Source organism: Pseudoalteromonas sp. NZS127 (assembly GCF_015864805.1).
In the GTDB taxonomy this organism is placed as follows: Bacteria; Pseudomonadota; Gammaproteobacteria; order Enterobacterales; family Alteromonadaceae; genus Pseudoalteromonas; species Pseudoalteromonas nigrifaciens.
Genome location: NZ_JADYWN010000002.1, coordinates 25,311 through 42,840 on the forward strand (window position 1 = coordinate 25,311; position 17,530 = coordinate 42,840).

A 17,530-nucleotide genomic window follows, 5' to 3' on the forward strand; every position below is an offset into this window, starting at 1 on the left:
AACTCGAAAAATAGCTAAAGTAGTGAGTTTGGGGTCTTAATACTATTGGCGCTGCGCTCAAAGGTTAAGTTAATCCGCATAAACATTCCTTGTATTGCCTCAACCTGCTGCGACTCTCCTAATATACACACTAACTCTTGATATAACGCGTCGCATGCATGTTTAAACCGCTGATCAACTTGACCTTTACTTGCCAGCAAAAATGCATCGGCAAGAGCATGCTGCCACAGTGTAAAATATTTTAGATCTTTACCTGCTACGTTTTCGCACACAGAGCGTAATCGCACTGCTGCGTGGCCTAAATTTAATGCGGTTAATGCCAAGTCAGTAATAGCGCGAGACTGCGAACCTTGGTCGTAATGAGTGAGTCGTAATAATCGGTCGGCCATCCGCTGGTTATACCAAACAATAGGCGCACTGTGTTTATTAATATCGAGCAGGTCTTGATGGGTTGCTTTAAAAATTCTATGCACTAATAACTGGGCGCTTGGCCCTGTAATTAAATGAAAAACCCAAAATAAAATAGCTACCCCAGTAAAAATAGCCATTGCCGCACTCAGCGTATAATCAATTGAAAATGCTCGGCTCATATCGGTACTTGGGCTCACCAAAATAGAAAACGGTATACAAAAGCCTAATCCGTAAGGCAGGGTTTCTCTATCGGCAAGTAATAATAAACCAATAAAGTAAGGACCAGCTAATACCAATATGAGTATTTCTAATTGCCCACCACTGTAGGCTAATAAGTTAAGTGCATAAAAAATACTGACAAAACTAGCAACCACAACTCCAATCATTATCCGCTTTAACACCACACGCAAAACAATGAGTGGAAAACGCGCTAACATAATTGAAAATATCACCGGTAAAATCATAATCATTATTGCTGCCGGCGATCCTGTGCTTACCCAAATACACGCGCCAATAAAAAACACCATAACGGTGCGAAACCCAACAATTATTGCCGCTAACGGATCACGGTAAGTTACTGTGCTAGGTGCATTTAGCAGCCTTGTATCGCGCTCTTCAAGGGCGCGATAAGCACGCAGCAGCACTGTTAACTCTGTGGCTATATCAACACTAACATTGAGCATATGCGATTCAAAGGGCAGCTCACTGCTATTATTCGCACGATATTCGGTTAACTCTCGGCGCAAGTTTTTTACTTGTTCTATGCAATCATCAACACTGTTTGCTTGCGCTATATTTGCTAAAATCTGTTTGAGCTGAGTAAATAATTGAGTCAGTAACGGGCTCATCAATTTTGTATGGCTACGTTGTAAACGGCCAAATATTTGAATTAACGCCAGTAAAGATAATACTTTTTGCGACAGTTGATTTGCTGCACGAGCGCGCCCAGGACCTTTAGGGCCTTCGTAACGCACCGCGCTAGAATCTTCGTTAACTGCGCCTAAGGTTGCCAAAATGCCATCTATTTGCTGGTGTCGTTCTTCGTGCGAGCCTTGTATGTTTAGCTCAGTAACTAGGTAATTAAGGGTTTGGTTTATTAATGACTTTGCCTGAATTTGCAGCCCATTCTTCACTTTTACTGGCCAAAATAAATGGCTCACAATGCCGGCGCAAATTGAGCCAATTATAATTTCGCTCATACGCGATTGGGCAATACTAAATACAGCTTGGCTACTTACGGTGGTAGGGCTTGCTATTACCAGTAACACTATAATTTCGGCGGTAACCGCCGCCATAGCAAACCCATAAATAAAATTTGTTTGCCTAACCAAAGCCGATAACGTTGAGTTAATACCCAGCCACAACCCCAGTATGCCCAGTGCTAAGTAAGGGTAAGATATGAGCTGCGTTAATAGTAATATGCCAAACAAGCCGCCTATAACAGTGCCTACTATTTGGCACAGAGCTTTTTCGGCCACTAAGCCACTCTCTGGGCGTATTTGTAAAAACACCGCTGAAACTAAAGCCCAGTAAGGGCGATCTAAATTAAGAAACAAAGCAACTGTAAGCGCCATTGCCATAGCAATTACGCCTTTTAGTGCAAAAATAACAGCCTGCTTTTTAGGTAAAAACAGGTTACGCAGCACAGCCTCCATTAGCGCTCAACAAGTCGAATAGTTGCGGTCATTCCGGCACTAAGCTGAGTATCTGCAGGAAACGCGTCTAATTTAATATCCACCGGAATGCGCTGCGATAAGCGTACCCAGTTAAAGGTTTGCTGAACTTGTGGTAAACGCTGGCCATTACTTTGCGTATTAGTATTAGCAATTGCTTTCCCTATACTCATTACCTGACCAGTTAAAGGTTTACCACCACTTAACAAAGCTACATTTGCGTGTTGCTTTAAATGAATAAGAGGGATTTTGGTTTCTTCAAAGTATCCGGTTACATAAAAAGAGTCAGCTTGTACAATGGCAAATACCGACACGCCTTGAGCAACATAATTGCCTTGGCGTAAATCTAAGTTAATTATGTAACCCGACACAGGTGCAACAACTTGGGTTCTATCAAGGTTTAACTGCGCTACTGCTTGTTCTGTTTTAGCGAGTTCATAGTTTGCTTTTGCTATTTTTGTATTAATTCGCGTTGCTTCTAAACTTTCTTCACTAATTGCTTGTTGGCTGTTTAATGCTATTCGACGCTCGTATTTATGCTTAGCAAGCTCCCAGGTATATAATGCATTTTCGGTACTGGCTTTACTGCGCTCTAGCGCTGCCTGATAACGCTTAGCATCAACACTAAAAAGCAGATCCCCTTGCTTTACACTTTGCCCGTCAATCATGTTTAAATGAGTTACCCAACCAGACACATCTGGCGCTACCGTAACTATATTGGCTCTAATGCGGCCATCGCGGGTCCATGGTGTATGCATGTAATCATTCCATACCCAACGCCCTGCAAATACGGCCATAAAAATAACCAGTACTGTAACTAAAATACGTAAATATTTGGCCATTAAATTATTCTTCCACTTAATAAATATACGGTTAATGCTAAGTAACATACAAATAAAGACACCTCAAACCAGGCAACCCGCCAAATGCGATCGTGCCAATCTAAACGGTGCAAAATAAAACGACTCAGCGCTGTTAATAAAAATGCTATGGGAAAATAAACAACCAAAGGACTAAATTCTAGCCCTCCTAAAACAACAGCCTGAAGCATAAAAAAGGTATCCTATTTTAGTTTTTATAAGTGGATAATTAAGCTCAGTATAGACTGAGCCTGACGAGCTTATAATAGAATGATATGTAAATAACCTAAATTCAGGTTAAATAACACCAAATTACTGCATAACGGTATTAAATAAACACGACTAAAAAATTATACTACTTTTATGGGGCGCAAAAAAATAGGGCACGCTTTAAGGGTGCCCTATTTATTAGTATTTTCTTTAGTTTAATTTAGTTTAATACTTATTTTTATATGTCCATAAGTGCAAAAGCTCATGCGCAATGGTTGCTGCAGCAATGGCGGTTACTTCACTTTGATCATACGCTGGCGATACTTCTACTACATCCATACCTACCATATTAATGCCTTTTAAAGCACGTAATATTTTAAGTACTTTGTCTGATGTTAAACCACCACACACGGGAGTGCCTGTACCAGGTGCAAACGCAGGATCAAGGCAATCAATATCAAAGGTTAAATAAACCGGTAAATCACCTACTCGCGCAATTATTTGCGCAGCAATATCGTTTGCCGATAAATCGTTGGCTTGCATGGCATCAATCACTGCAAACCCATGCTTGCTTTGATCAAAGTCGGTGCGAATACCAATTTGAATACTGTGCTCTAAATCAATTAACCCTTCCATTGGTGCATGATAAAACATGGTACCGTGGTCGTAGCGTGAGCCATTACTGTAAGTATCTGTGTGCGCATCAAAGTGCACCAAAGCCATTTTGCCATGTTGTTTTTCATGCGCACGTAGCAATGGTAAAGTCACAAAATGATCGCCACCTAGCCCTAACAAGGTTTTACCTTGGCTTAATATTTTACTCGCGGCTTGTTCAAGCTGCGCCGTAAAATACTCTGCGTCGCCTACCGGATAAGTAAAGTCTCCAGCATCGGCCACTTTTAAATGCTCAAATAATGGAAACGTCCATGGATACTTAGTGCCTTCCCACGCTAAATGCACCGATGCACGACGAATCGCGTCTGGGCCTAAACGTGCACCTGGGCGGCCCGAGGTCGCCATATCAAATGGTAAACCAAGCACTACTACATCAGCGTCAATCGCGGTAATATTTTGCACCATAGGACAACGTAAAAAGGTCATCCCATTGGAATACAATGAGTGATCTGGATGATCAAACAAAGTCGACATACTTATAGCTCTTCTAAATAAGTGTAGCCATCAAGGCCATTTTGCAATTCGTCTAAAACGCTTTGCTGTTCGTGTTCTGCAATTTTGCTACTTACCAACTGCTGATACGACTGCTGAAAACTCTCAACGTCTAAATGCACGTAACGCATCATATCGGCTACTGTATCGCCTTGGTTTATTTCGGTAATGTTGGCTACGCCGTGCTCATCCATATTCACCATAGCGCTGTGCGTATCGCCAAATAAATTATGCATATCACCTAATATTTCTTGATAAGCACCCACCAAGAAAAACCCCATTAAATATGGTTTATCTGCACTAAACTCAGGTACTGGTAGTGTACTTTCAATGCCTTGACCATCAACATAATGGTTGAGTGCACCGTCAGAATCACAAGTAATATCCAGTAATACTGCACGTTTTTTTGGCGCTTCGGTTAAGCCACTTAATGGCAACACCGGAAACACCTGATCAATTCCCCACGCATCTGGCAGTGATTGAAACAACGAGAAATTTACAAAAAACTTATCGGCTAAACGTGCATTAAGCTCGTCAATTATTGGCCGATGAAAGCGGTTTTTGTTGTCCATGTGCTTATTAAGCTCATAACACACGCGTAAATTTGTTTGCTCAGCCCACGCACGCTGGGTTAAGTTTAGTAACCCCATTGCAAACTGATTATGTGCTTCGGCTAAATCGCCTTGGCTATCGTGATAAATCTCAATTAATGCACGGTCATCAGTTAATACATGCAATTGCTGCCACGACATCCACATATTTTTAAGTAACTGCGGGGCATCATCAGCCGGTGCTTCAATTTCTTCAGGTGTATAACTTTCAGTACCAATCACATTTGAAATAAGCACAGCATGGTGCGCGGTTAATGCCCGCCCCGACTCCGAAATAATAGTTGGAAACGGCTGTTCATACTGCTTACAAATGTCGCCTATGGTGTACACAATATTGTTAGCGTATTCAGCTAAGCTATAGTTCATTGAGTTATGTGACTGGCTACGAGTACCATCGTAGTCAACAGCTAAACCACCGCCCACATCAAGACACTCAATTTTTGCACCTAGTTTACGTAACTCGCAGTAAAAACGTGCTGCTTCGCTTACACCTAAACGTACATCACGAATATTCGCCATTTGCGAACCTAAGTGAAAATGCACCAACTGGACTAAATCAAGTTGATCCGATTCTTTCAAACGATTAACCACATGCAAAACTTGTGATGCCGATAAACCAAATTTTGATTTTTCGCCGCCACTTGCTTGCCATTTACCTTTACCTTGCGATGCCAAGCGCACGCGAATACCAATGCGTGGCTTTACATTTAATTCTTTAGCTTGGCTAAGAACCATGTCGAGTTCAGAGAGCTTTTCAAGCACTATGTATACTTTATGGCCTAGCTTTTCGCCTATTAGCGCTAAGCGTACATATTCTTTGTCTTTGTAACCGTTACATACAATCACCGCACTGGTTTTTTCAGCCAATGCAAGTACGGTTAATAACTCTGGTTTGCTACCTGCTTCTAAACCTAGTTGTTTTTTTTCTAGTTGTGCTTGGCTGGCAACAATTTCTTCAACCACTTCACGCTGTTGGTTTACTTTAATTGGGTAAACTAATAAATAATCTTTAGGGTAGCCGTAATCTGCAATCGCGGTATTAAATGCAGCACATAAGCTGTGCACACGATGATGTAATATTTGCGGAAAACGTACTAATGCAGGCAAACTTAAGCCTTTATCTTCTAGTTGCTTAGCAATGTCCGTCAGTGCAATAGTTTGCTCTGGCGCATCGGCTTTAGGGGCAACATATACATCACCTTGTTCATTAATACCAAAAAAACCTTGGCTCCAATGACGAACATTGTAGCTCGTACGAGCTTGTTCTAGTGATGTTGTTTCTTTCATTTATCTTTCTCTTTTATTTAGAAATGCCGAACTGGCTAATTGCGCGCATTAAAAGAAAAATAGCGGTTTAAGTCCAACAAGAATTTTTACTCGTAACGAGTAAATTTTAATGTTAAAAATTAGAAACAAAGTAACGCTAAAGATCATAGCGCCTCAGAGGCAGGTAACATAAAGGAAGAATCTAAATTGCGCTTAATATACGGCTTTTATTACAACTTTTGTTATTAAGGATTGCAGATATATAGCGTAAAATTAGTTGCTAAATTGCGGCTTGAAAAGTCAATATTAGCGATATTAAAATAAAAAAGGGTACAAGCTAAAGTCGGATAAACGCAGCGCCACCCGACAAATTATAGCTTATTTAATAACTCACCTAGTCCAATACTTTTATCTGATTGAGTGATGTTATATTTATATGCGTTTGAAAATAGTACTTTCCTGTTTTTTTACCCATAGCGTAAAAATCAATTATCATACGTTTAGCCTCGCCCGTAACTTCAACAGTTTTATTAATAAAATATAAATCGGGCGAAGTTCCATACTTTTTTATAAAAGCATTTACTGTTCTAGGGTGAATAGCGACACTCACATTTCTTCTATCTCTATAATCCAATTCTGTATTTAAATAGATACCACTGTTTTGAATGCCCGCCGCCTTTATTGATAACTTAAATACGCCTTTTATTCCTGCAGGAGCGGCTTCTTCGGTAAGGGCAATTAAATTCATAGTGCTGGTTATATCCGAGTCAGATATAACTTTAGGTGTTGATGTACACCCACTAAGAATTAAAATAGAAATTAAAACAAAATACTTCATCTATACAACTTCCTTGTTAATCAAATTTGTGAGGCTAGCGTACTTTTACTTAAGCCTAATATTAATAATAAATGAGTTACTATAATACGCTATAAGCAACTTTATTAGTTTAAAAATATATTATGCGCCCTTAAATAAAACGTAGTATTTATTAGTCGCTTTTACCTAAACAAACACATGGCGCAAAAATAATGCCGCTAATTAGTCTTTTTTATCTATCGTTATTTCAAGCGTTTTGCTATTCCCAGCAAACCACTTCTGAACATACAAAGATCCAACAATAGGGGCAACGCCTTCATCTGGGGCTTCTTTGTAACGAACACTGTTTTTTGTTTCTTTTTCGTATTCAAAAGTTACTACTTTTTTCGACATAAAATACTCCTTATACTCACATTTATACCTAGGATAATAATTTAATAGTTTTAACAAATAACTTAAAGTATTGCTACGTAATCATTTTTAAATAATCTAAAAATATTTTTCCGCTATAATTACGTATTACATTCAAGGCCGTCATACTCTTTAAAAGTGTTGGTTAATATTCCCGCCCCCTTACAAGCCAAACGCGTAGAATATAAACCAATTTAAAACAATACCTTAACTAAATTAATACTTAAATGAGTACTGCTTTCAGTTTAAAAATAATGGTTATTTAACCCATAAATTTAATCTTTAATTAAAGCATCTAAGAGAGCTTGAAGTTATTATTTAAGCTGCTATATTGGAGCTATGAAAACATATATTTTTTTATTTAATTATATTATTTGTTTGGGGAGCTTCGCCCTAAAATTCCCCGCTTAAGCGGACGCTTCTCTGCGTCCATCTGTTTCACAGAATTTACTATTAATTTTTAATTTAACTTTTAATTTAGGCCATTCTCGGCAAGCTTTCTATCGCCTAGATTAAAGTGAGATTTAAATATTACTGTGTTTTTATTATCAATATTATTTATGCGCTATTGTTTAGCGTGTGGCAAATTTGGTTATTAAATACAGTAAAAGCATAAAGTTTCTTCGTTTAGTTTTAAGCAATATAAACGAAGATCAGTAATTATTTAATCTTATTAAAGGAGGTGAATAGCCGATTGATATTGTTTCTTTAATTTTTAGTTTACTAAAAGCAGAAGTAATTAATTTGTTATTTATTAATAGGTGATGATATGTCTAAAAATGATATGAAAAAACCACAGTTATCGTTAAAAGAAAAACGTAAGTTAAAACAAGAATCGAATACAACAGAAGTAGCAAAGCCAAGGAAAAAGAGAAAGGCTTAAGTTACTTTAAGTAACGCTAACTTTTAATGTTATTAGCTATGCCTTTAATTAGGCAAATAAAGTGAGCTGCGGTGGTTATTTACGATGAAGCCGAACGTGGATCAGCCGGCTTATCGGTAGAAGGAAACTAACCCCGCTCCACTTTTAATGCGAATAATTTATAAGTAACTAACGTTTATTTTCGACAAAGTCTGGAGGTAACTTACCTTGATTGTTGTTAGGTTTTTAGTTTGTGAAAAAAGCATTTTAAATTAATCTATTATTTATTGTTTAGGTGGTGAATATGTCTAAAAATGATAAGAAAAAACCCGCTTTATCGTTAAAAGAAAAACGTAAACTGAAAGAATCAAATACTGTTGAAGTTGCAAAACCAAGAAAGAGAAAATCTAAGTAATAACAAAAAAGGGCGCCAATAATATTGGCGCCTTTTTTATGCATCAGCAAAAATCGAATCGATAGCTAATCAACAACTCATCAGCAGCTTCAAATATTTGCTCGGCTTCATCGACCCACATACTGTACTCTACGTAAAAGCTCCCCGCTTTATGATTATATATTGCATCAAGCATCACTTGGCTGGTGTCTACGGTTAAACCACTTACAGAGTCCATGCTACATTGGCATAAGTGGCTTGTAGTTGAATATTGTAAATTTTATAGCCTGAATATATTTCCCACATTTTTTCTTTAACTATTTCACCGCTGGGTTTTAGTCCTTGGTAAAAACGCATATCGCTAGAGCTTTGTAAGCGAGCTGCCAAGCTTAGATGGTCGCGATTATAAGCTACCTGTACTGCATCTACTTTATTCTCGCCTACCATGGCAGTTAAATCGTAACGTGAAGCTGATACGGTAATATCGCCAATAATGTATTTAGCGGCTAAGTTATTTAAATGCATACATATCGCTTTCTTATTTGGTAATAACGATATTTACCGTTGGTTGTTAAATATTTATTATTTTATGCAGGGTGATCATAAGAAGACTTACTCTGGGTGTGAAATCAGTTAACTTAAGTGGCTGAATATAAAGGGAACTTAAATAAATTGAATTATATGGGTATAACTAATAACAACTTCAGCCACTAGTAATTATTATTAAAAGATAAAAACTCCTAATTAGACTTGACATTAAATATTTAAGATAATTCATCCACTTATGCCTCCTTGCTATGTGATTATGCTCACCGACCCTTTAATTTTAATCCTTGTTTTAACCCTTATTGCTGGTGCTGCTGCACTGCAAAGTTTACTTGGTTTTGGCTTAGGGGTTATTGCTGCGCCAATTTTAGTATTGATTGATCCTGCTTTTATACCCGCCCCTATTTTGCTTTTAGGATTAGGCTTATCGCTATTAAGTGTACTAAATAATAAAAAGAACATACAGATTAGTTGTATTAGCATTGCTTTATGCGGGCGTTTTATGGGGTCGTTATTAGCTGTGGCACTATTGTTACTATTACCGCCGTTGTTTTTCACCATATTATTTTCAATATTAATTATACTGTGCGTGCTATTAACCTACAGTCATTGGCAAATTAGTTACTCAGCAAAAAATTTATTTATCGGTGGTTTTTTCTCTGGTCTCGCGGGGACTTCTACTTCGATTGGCGGGCCGCCTATCGCTATTGTGTATCAAAATAGTAATGCGAGTTCGGTACGTGCCGAGCTAAGTATATTCTTTTTAATATCAACTATTTTATCATTATTTTTATTAATAGTGACGGGTAACTTTAGTTATTATCAACTTCAGCTTGCATTGCCGTTATTACCCGCAGTGCTATTTGGATTTTTACTGTCTCGACGATTAGAAAAGTACTTTAAAGCTCACTATCTTAAACCCGCTATTGCGCTACTTTCTTTAAGCGCCTGCGCGCTAATTTTATTTCAAGTTAGTCACGATTTGTTTAACTCATAAAATTAGCGGCGCAGACTTAAGCTAGTTACTTTCGGGCTCTTGCTCTGTACGCGGGTCAAATTCTATTGCCGGAGAAATTGCAGGACTTTGCATTACAAACACTTCTTGTTCGTCGATTGGCAGTGCTGGGCGCTTAATCATACGATAAACCACAAAAACTGCGAGAAAAAGCTGTACCAATGCCATAAAGTAAAACATTGCATTGACCCCAAATTCTTTCATCATAACTGACGTTGTATAAGGTCCAATGATCCCACCTAAGGCAAATGCCAAAATCATACTGCCCATGGCGGCCGCCATTTCACTTTTTTTCAAGCGATCAAACGCTTCCGAAATACTTAGCGGATAGGTACACGCAATAATGCCACTAGTTAGTGCGGTAACAATAAATAATGCCGGGATCATATTTAATGATACAAACTGTACTACTGCAATATCGGCCAATACCGAAATACACAATAAAATAAGTAGTACTGAGCGTCGGTCGTATCGATCTGAAAAATAACCCACTGGGAATTGCAATAAAAACGCACCAAAAATTGCTGCGCCCATATACAAAGAAAGCTGAAACTCAATAATATTGTATTGCAGTGCAAACACTGGCAGTAGATTAAAAATGGCGGAGTAAATCAAGCCAGAAATAAAACAAGTCACTACCCCTAATGGCGAAATGCGATACAAAGCCAGTAAGGGCATAGCGGTTACGTCTTGAATAGTCGGCCCGGTATGGCGGCTAAATATTAACGGGATAACGGATGCACATAGTAATATTCCTACCAACACAAATAATGTAGATTGTTGAGGCTCTGCTAAGCCCATAAAAAACTGCCCACCAAATAAGCCGCACAAAACAACCGAATTATACACTGCAAGCATTTTACCTCGGGTTTGTTTAGTTGAGCTATCGCTTAACCAACTTTCCATAGCAGTAAATGCGCAAGCATTACAAAAACCAATAATAACGCGCATAACTGCCAGCAAAATAATACTGGGATAAATACTATACATAAGTACACTAATAGCTCCCAGTGCCACACATCCAGCAAACATGCGAATGTGCCCCACTCGGCGAATCAAATTAATACTATAAAGAGCCCCTATTAATAAGCCTACAAAGTACAACGACAAAACCATGCCTATAGTATCTATATCTACGCCATCAAGCCCCATACGTACTGGAAGTAACACATTGAGTAAGCCATTACCTAATAATAAAATAAAACAGCTAAAAAATAACGCTAGTAATGAAATATAAGTTGCTCGCATACCTTGTCCCTAATGAAGTGGTTACTACTGTTATTTGCATTATGTAAACGTAAAAAGCCAGCATAGTGCTGGCTTACTCATACCTTCATCTACCAGCCTTTTGGGCGCAAAAACGAGGTACTTAACTTTAATAATTAAGGTACTGCAGCGTAAGCCACTACTTCACACAGCATCTCTTCTCGGGCTAAGCCTGCTACTATCATAGCAGCACGATTTGGATAAGGTGGCTTAAAATACTCTGCGTACACTTTATTAAAAGTGGCCAACTGCGAACGTTCGGTCACGTAAATAAGGACTTGCGTTACATCATCCATAGTAAGCGAAGCTGCTTCAATTGTGTGCTTAAAGTTCTCCATTGTTTGACGCGCTTGTGCTTCAATACCACCGGCAACAACTTTGCCTTCTGCATCAATTGGTATTTGTGCAGTTGATAATGTGCCATTGGCAATAATTGCCCATTCTAATGGGGCTTTAGATGCGAATAAATTAGTTTTAACAGGTGTTTTCATTTTAGTTTCAGCTCTAATTGGATAAGTAACATTATGGTTGGTTGTTTTGCCCAAACTGTTGGAAAAATTTGGGACTTTAAAATTAATTCTATTAAAATGCAGTAAATGAAAAGGCTATAGCCATAGCCCTTTTATCCTTAATTTTAACGTTTACAAACCTTGCTCATCAGCCATTTTTTTAGCTATTTTCGGCGCGGTCCAAAGCGAAGGTAACAGTACAAAAGACACTGGCACTGCGGTTACTACAATAAACGATTGCAAAGCAGAAATACCTCCAGAGCCAATAGAGATTAAAATAGCAGCCATAACCCCCATCATAACTCCCCAAAACACCCTGATTGATGTTTGCGGGTGATCAGTTCCAGTCATTACCATAGAGACTGAATAGGTCATCGAATCACCAGTGGTTGCCACAAAAATAGTGGTTAATATTAAAAATAATACTGAGATAACAAAACCCATAGGCAGCTGCTCAGTAATGGCTAATAGCGCTGCAGGTAAGTTAAAACCAGTAAAAGGTTCTGAAATGACACCGGGATTAGCCAGCTCGAAAAATATTCCTGAACCACCTACTATCGTAAACCAAAAACAGGTGATAACAGGGGCAATTACAGAGATCAGCATGATCATTTCACGAATAGTGCGACCGCGTGAAATACGTGCAACAAACATCGCCATTAATGGACCATAGCCTAAAAACCAGCCCCAAAAAAATACCGTCCACCAATCCAACCAGGCGGTATCGGCGCGAAAGGTCGCCATAGGAATAAAGTTATTAATATAAAGACCAAATGATTGAATATAGCTGTCGAAAATAAATGCCGTTGGCCCCATTACTAAAATAAATAACATTAGCGCTACCGCTAAAATAACATTAAAGCTACTTAGCATCTGAATCCCTTTGGTCACACCACTGACTGCCGATAGCGTGTAAATAGCAATTAAGCTAAATAAAATAACCACTTGAGTTGTATAGGTATCGGGAATGCCAAATAGTTTTTCTAAACCAAAGCTCACTTGTAGTCCTAAAAAGCCAATTGGTCCTACAGTACCGGCAACAACCGCAAGTACACAACATGAGTCAACAATAGCACCAAAAGCGCCTTTCATTACACGGTCGCCAAACACAGGGTAAAGTAAAGTACGTGGTTTAAGCGGTAAGCCTTTTTCGTAATGTAAATGCATGTACACTATGCCAGTTAGGCTGCCTAAAATAGCCCAGGCTAAAAACCCCCAATGCATAAAGCTTTGTGCTAATGCATTAAAAGCCGCGTTTTTAGTGCCCGACTCGCCACCAAAATGCGGCGGCGATGAAATAAAGTGCGCCATTGGCTCAGCGGCAGCCCAAAATACGCCTCCACCAGCAAGCAGCGTACACATAATGATGCTGATCCATTTAAACGTCGAAATTTCAGGAGACTTTAACCCACCTAAAACAACCCTACCCGTGCGACCGATCGCTAAAAATATACCGATAACAAAAGTCGAAAGCAGTAGTATTTGCCAAAATGCGCCAAAAGTTTTAGTAGAAAATGCAAAGGCGGTATTGATCCAACTCGACATCAAGTCAATATCGTAAAGCGCTAGTGCAGCAAACAACACGAGTACTCCCCCACTGATCAATAGTACCGCTATATCTACCCCAGGCAGAATTTTATTGCAGGGTAATGTACCCATATCCTGTTTTATCGTTGTACTGGTGGTATTCATTTCTCGTCTCCTGATGGATCTCTTTTAGTTATAGTTTATCAATATGTTGTATTACTTTTTGATATCACTCCTTAATAACAAATTAATTTATACGTCTTGTGGTTTCAGGCCTTTATTTAAAAGATTAAGCCAATTTAAGCCCATTATTTTTGCAACTTCATTATCATGAAAACCTCGTGCCTGAAGCCCTTTTGTAATATTGGGAAAATCGCTACTATCTTTAAACCAAGGTAACGGTTTGGGCCAATCTGCATCCGACTTAGAGCCTTCGCCATAATCCATTTCTTTAGACCAACGTCCGTTTCGCATCCACTGTAAAATTGAGGTTGGCTGCTCTTGGCATAAATCGGTACCAATACCAATATTATCTATACCCATTAAATCGGCCGTATTTGCCACCATGTCGCAAAATTCGTTTAAAGTGCAATCGGGGCCATTTTTAAGATGAAATGGATATAAACTAAACCCTAATAAACCGCCCGACTCACCAAGTGCTTTTAGTACAGTGTCTGATTTATTACGTTTAGCGGCATGAAAACTACTTGGATTAGCATGCGAAATGACGATAGGACGCTGCGATATTTCAATTGCTTCCAGCGTGCTTCGCTCACCACTATGGCTCATATCAACAATCATGCCTACGCGGTTCATTTCTTTAATAACTTGGCGGCCAAAACGGGTAACACCGCTATCTTCAGCCTCATAACAACCACAAGCTAACAAGCTTTGGTTGTTATAAGTGAGCTGCATAATCATTAAATTTAACTCGCGCATGATTTCCACCATACCAATGTCATCTTCAATGGTTGAACAGTTTTGTGCACCAAACATAATCCCCACTTTGCCTAACTTTTTGGCAAGGTGAATATCATCTGTACTTTTTACTGGCATAATCAGATCATTATGCATCTCGAACAGGCGATTCCACTGTGCGATACGTAATAATGTTTCACGAATTTGTTCGTGGTAAACAATGGTCACATGCACCATTGTTACGCCACCACTTTTAAGTTGTTCAAAAATAGTCCTATTCCAATTGGAATACTGCAATCCATCAATGACAATTAGATCGTTATGCATAATGATTCCTTAGATTATGAGCGGATGTAAGTTGTTTTAACTATGGTGTAAAACTCTTTCGCGTAAGTACCTTGCTCACGTGCACCAAAGCTAGACTCTTTACGACCACCAAATGGTACATGGTAGTCAGTACCCGCTGTTGGCAAGTTAACCATGACACAGCCTGTTTGTGCGCGGCGTTTAAAGTCACTCGCATATTTAAGTGATTGCGTACAAATTCCGCCTGTAAGACCATAGTTTGTATCGTTTAATGTGGCTAAGGCTGTTTCATAATCTTTAACTTTGATAACACAAGCAATTGGCGCAAACGCTTCTTCGCGGTTAATGGTCATATCGTTAGTAGTATTAATAAACAGAGCAGGCTTTAAGTAATAACCTTCGGTTTCCTCAGTGATCACTTCACCACCGATGGCAAGCGTAGCGCCTTCGTCTTTAGCTATTTGTAGATACTTTAAGTTTTGTGCCATTTGACGTGCATCGGCGACAGCACCAATATGCACACCATCTCTAAGTGGGTGACCCACTACTAGCTGTTCCATTCTTTTAATTACAGCAGCAACAAAACGGTCATGGATACCTTCGGTAACAATTAAGCGCGATGATGCAGTACATTTTTGACCAGTACCAAAAAATGCACCACCCACAGCGCATTCCACTGCATTATCTAAATCGGCATCGTCTAGTACGATTAAGGCATTTTTACTGCCCATTTCAAGCTGACATTTAACTAGGTTTGTTGCTGTAGCTATAGCCACTTTACGGCCTGTTTCCAGTGAACCTGTAAATGTTAACGCATTAATTTTTTTAGAATTAATAAGTAAATCACCTACTTCAGCGCCAGGCCCCATAACTAAGTTAAACGTACCTGCTGGTAAACCTTGACGTGAGATGATTTCGGTTAATGCCCATGCACTTGCTGGTACTTGGTTAGCGGGTTTAAATACAATGGCATTACCAAAGGCCAGTGCCGGAGCAATTTTCCATGCGCCAGTAGCCGTAGGAAAATTCCATGGAGTAATAATACCCACAACACCAACAGGTTCTCTGCGGGTTTCAATTTCAACTCCTGGACGTACTGAATCGGCCGTTTCGCCCATTTGGCGTAACACTTCTGCAGCGTAGTAATGAAAAAATTGACCTGAACGATAAGTTTCGCCCACGCCTTCTGCTAATGTTTTGCCTTCTTCACGTGCTAGTAGTTTGCCAAGCTCATCTTTACGGGCAATTAACTCATCACCAATGGCCATTAAAACGCGATAGCGCTCTTCAAGACCACTTTTTTGCCATTCGAGTTGACCTACAATCGCAGCATCAATTGCTGCTTCTGTTTGTGCTTTATCTGCTTGGGCGTAATGTCCTATCGTATCGCTTAAGTCTGCTGGGCTAATATTCTCAATTGAACTTTTACCTTCAACCCACTGACCTGCGATGTAATTTTGAAACACTGAATTTGATGACATAAATACCTCCATTAAATAATTGGATTCAGTATAAGAACCATGCTCTAATAACTAAAATTAATAATTAATATATTTTGATAAGGAAAACTTATCGTGCTACCTGAATTTAAAATTACCCAGCTACGACATTTCGTCTGGGTTGCTGAATTAAAAGGATTTCATTACGCTGCGCAAAAGGCATGTCGTACACAGCCGGCAATCTCTTTATCGATTCGTGACCTTGAAAATAAATTAGGTGCCGATGTTTTTGAAAAGCGAAGTACGAAAAGTACTATGACTGAGCTTACACCATTTGGTAGAAACTTTTTGCCCAAAGCAAAAGAGCTGATTGCCCATCACGACAGTATTTCTCAAGATATGGTATTAATGCGCCAAAATAAAACGGGCCATTTACGCCTTGCATCTGTGCCCTCCATCGGCTGTAGATTACTGCCTAACTTATTATCTAAATTTGTGGCAGATCTTCCTGAGTTACACATTAGTCTTTATGATGATAATTCTGAAACAGTATTAAAAAAAGTCGAAAAACAACAAGTTGATTTAGGAATTGCCAGTCTTACACCTGGTCATGAACACGATAATGTACTGTTTACCCCTATATGGCAGGATGAAATAGGTGTTGTTTGTCATAAAGATAACCCTCTTACACACGTGCAAGAACTACACTGGCAGGATCTACAACAACAGCGATTTATAAGTAATGGCACTTCGCGCTTACTTAAAAAAACAGCTGCTGAGCCGCTACTCGAAAACTCGCAGTTTTATATTTCAAACATGCTATCGCTTATAGCCATGCTAGAAACTGGAATGGGTATAACCACATTACCGCGTTTTGCTTTTCCGCAACACAACAACACCTTGTGTTTTATTCCATTAAAAACCCCGCATGTGGTGCGCGAAATAGGCATAGTACAACTTAAAAACAAGTCACTTGCCCCAGCGGCACAAGCGTTAACTGACTTTATTTTAAAGCACGGGGCTGAGCAACAATAGTGCCCCAGAGCACGTATAATGAGTTACAAACCTAATATGCTTTGCGATAGTGATTAACTTTTTAACTAGATGATCACTAAATTCAACTTAACAAAACAAACAACAAGAAACACGCTAACTAACGTTATTAAGTTACATTTAAAACAATTTTAATATATAAATACTTCAATAGAATCAAAAAACAGTCCGCAACAATAAGTTTTACTTATCGATAGATAGACTTTTTTGACTTGTGCTAATTCCAGCTATTGGTCAAAAATGGCGCCACCAGTAAAATAGCACCACTT

At 38.9% G+C, this 17,530-nt stretch carries 16 protein-coding genes; 2 read left to right on the top strand and 14 right to left on the bottom strand.

Annotation, left to right across the window (positions count from 1 at the left end; translation table 11 throughout):
* Nucleotides 1-14 precede the first annotated feature (14 nt).
* The 9 genes from I6E78_RS01940 to I6E78_RS01980 form a co-directional block, all read right to left on the bottom strand.
* Nucleotides 15-2,066: an FUSC family protein gene (locus I6E78_RS01940; RefSeq protein WP_197181851.1), complete on the bottom strand. Its 2,052-nt coding sequence runs from the start codon at nt 2,064-2,066 to the stop codon at nt 15-17.
* Complete coding sequence (locus I6E78_RS01945) at nt 2,066-2,926, bottom strand: efflux RND transporter periplasmic adaptor subunit (RefSeq protein ID WP_086997979.1); 861 nt, start codon at nt 2,924-2,926, stop codon at nt 2,066-2,068. Before I6E78_RS01945 ends, I6E78_RS01940 begins: the two co-directional genes overlap by 1 nt.
* The gene (locus I6E78_RS01950) at nt 2,926-3,135 is read right to left on the bottom strand and encodes a DUF1656 domain-containing protein (protein ID WP_011327763.1); all 210 of its coding nucleotides are present in this window, start codon (nt 3,133-3,135) and stop codon (nt 2,926-2,928) included. The genes I6E78_RS01945 and I6E78_RS01950 overlap by 1 nt, the downstream gene beginning before the upstream one ends.
* Before the next feature lie 244 nt (nt 3,136-3,379).
* Nucleotides 3,380-4,303 (bottom strand): agmatinase, encoded by a 924-nt coding sequence (gene speB / locus I6E78_RS01955; protein WP_197181852.1) that lies wholly within the window; start codon nt 4,301-4,303, stop codon nt 3,380-3,382.
* A gap of 2 nt (nt 4,304-4,305) precedes the next feature.
* A complete protein-coding gene (gene speA / locus I6E78_RS01960; RefSeq protein ID WP_197181853.1) occupies nt 4,306-6,219 on the bottom strand; it encodes a biosynthetic arginine decarboxylase in 1,914 nt (637 codons plus the stop codon).
* A gap of 373 nt (nt 6,220-6,592) precedes the next feature.
* A complete protein-coding gene (locus tag I6E78_RS01965) occupies nt 6,593-7,036 on the bottom strand; it encodes a hypothetical protein (RefSeq protein ID WP_197181854.1) in 444 nt (147 codons plus the stop codon).
* A 201-nt stretch (nt 7,037-7,237) separates the two neighbouring features.
* Complete coding sequence (locus tag I6E78_RS01970) at nt 7,238-7,408, bottom strand: hypothetical protein (protein WP_197181855.1); 171 nt, start codon at nt 7,406-7,408, stop codon at nt 7,238-7,240.
* A 1,338-nt stretch (nt 7,409-8,746) separates the two neighbouring features.
* Nucleotides 8,747-8,920, bottom strand: coding sequence for a hypothetical protein (locus tag I6E78_RS01975; protein WP_157756041.1), 174 nt, complete (start codon nt 8,918-8,920; stop codon nt 8,747-8,749).
* Nucleotides 8,908-9,207 carry a hypothetical protein gene (locus I6E78_RS01980; RefSeq protein WP_197181856.1) on the bottom strand — a complete coding sequence of 100 codons (300 nt, stop codon included), beginning with the start codon at nt 9,205-9,207 and terminating at the stop codon, nt 8,908-8,910. The genes I6E78_RS01975 and I6E78_RS01980 overlap by 13 nt, the downstream gene beginning before the upstream one ends.
* 280 nt (nt 9,208-9,487) lie before the next feature.
* Here I6E78_RS01980 and I6E78_RS01985 point away from each other — a divergent pair, with 280 nt between their 5' ends.
* Nucleotides 9,488-10,225, top strand: a complete 738-nt coding sequence (locus tag I6E78_RS01985; protein ID WP_058372972.1) for a sulfite exporter TauE/SafE family protein — start codon at nt 9,488-9,490, stop codon at nt 10,223-10,225.
* A 21-nt stretch (nt 10,226-10,246) separates the two neighbouring features.
* Here the strand turns inward: I6E78_RS01985 and I6E78_RS01990 are convergent, their stop codons facing one another.
* From I6E78_RS01990 to I6E78_RS02010, 5 genes are all read right to left on the bottom strand, one after another.
* A complete protein-coding gene (locus I6E78_RS01990; RefSeq protein ID WP_058372971.1) occupies nt 10,247-11,491 on the bottom strand; it encodes an MFS transporter in 1,245 nt (414 codons plus the stop codon).
* A 134-nt stretch (nt 11,492-11,625) separates the two neighbouring features.
* Nucleotides 11,626-12,000 (bottom strand): RidA family protein, encoded by a 375-nt coding sequence (locus I6E78_RS01995; RefSeq protein WP_058372970.1) that lies wholly within the window; start codon nt 11,998-12,000, stop codon nt 11,626-11,628.
* 150 nt (nt 12,001-12,150) lie between these two features.
* Nucleotides 12,151-13,710 carry a BCCT family transporter gene (locus I6E78_RS02000; protein WP_197181857.1) on the bottom strand — a complete coding sequence of 520 codons (1,560 nt, stop codon included), beginning with the start codon at nt 13,708-13,710 and terminating at the stop codon, nt 12,151-12,153.
* 87 nt (nt 13,711-13,797) lie between these two features.
* Nucleotides 13,798-14,790 carry a dipeptidase gene (locus tag I6E78_RS02005; RefSeq protein ID WP_058372968.1) on the bottom strand — a complete coding sequence of 331 codons (993 nt, stop codon included), beginning with the start codon at nt 14,788-14,790 and terminating at the stop codon, nt 13,798-13,800.
* 14 nt (nt 14,791-14,804) lie between these two features.
* Nucleotides 14,805-16,250 (bottom strand): aldehyde dehydrogenase family protein, encoded by a 1,446-nt coding sequence (locus tag I6E78_RS02010; protein WP_058374533.1) that lies wholly within the window; start codon nt 16,248-16,250, stop codon nt 14,805-14,807.
* Nucleotides 16,251-16,343: 93 nt separating this feature from the next.
* Between I6E78_RS02010 and I6E78_RS02015 the strand changes: the two genes are divergently transcribed.
* Entirely contained in the window at nt 16,344-17,243 is a 900-nt protein-coding gene (locus I6E78_RS02015; protein ID WP_058372967.1) for a LysR family transcriptional regulator, read from the top strand.
* Nucleotides 17,244-17,530: the final 287 nt, after the last annotated feature.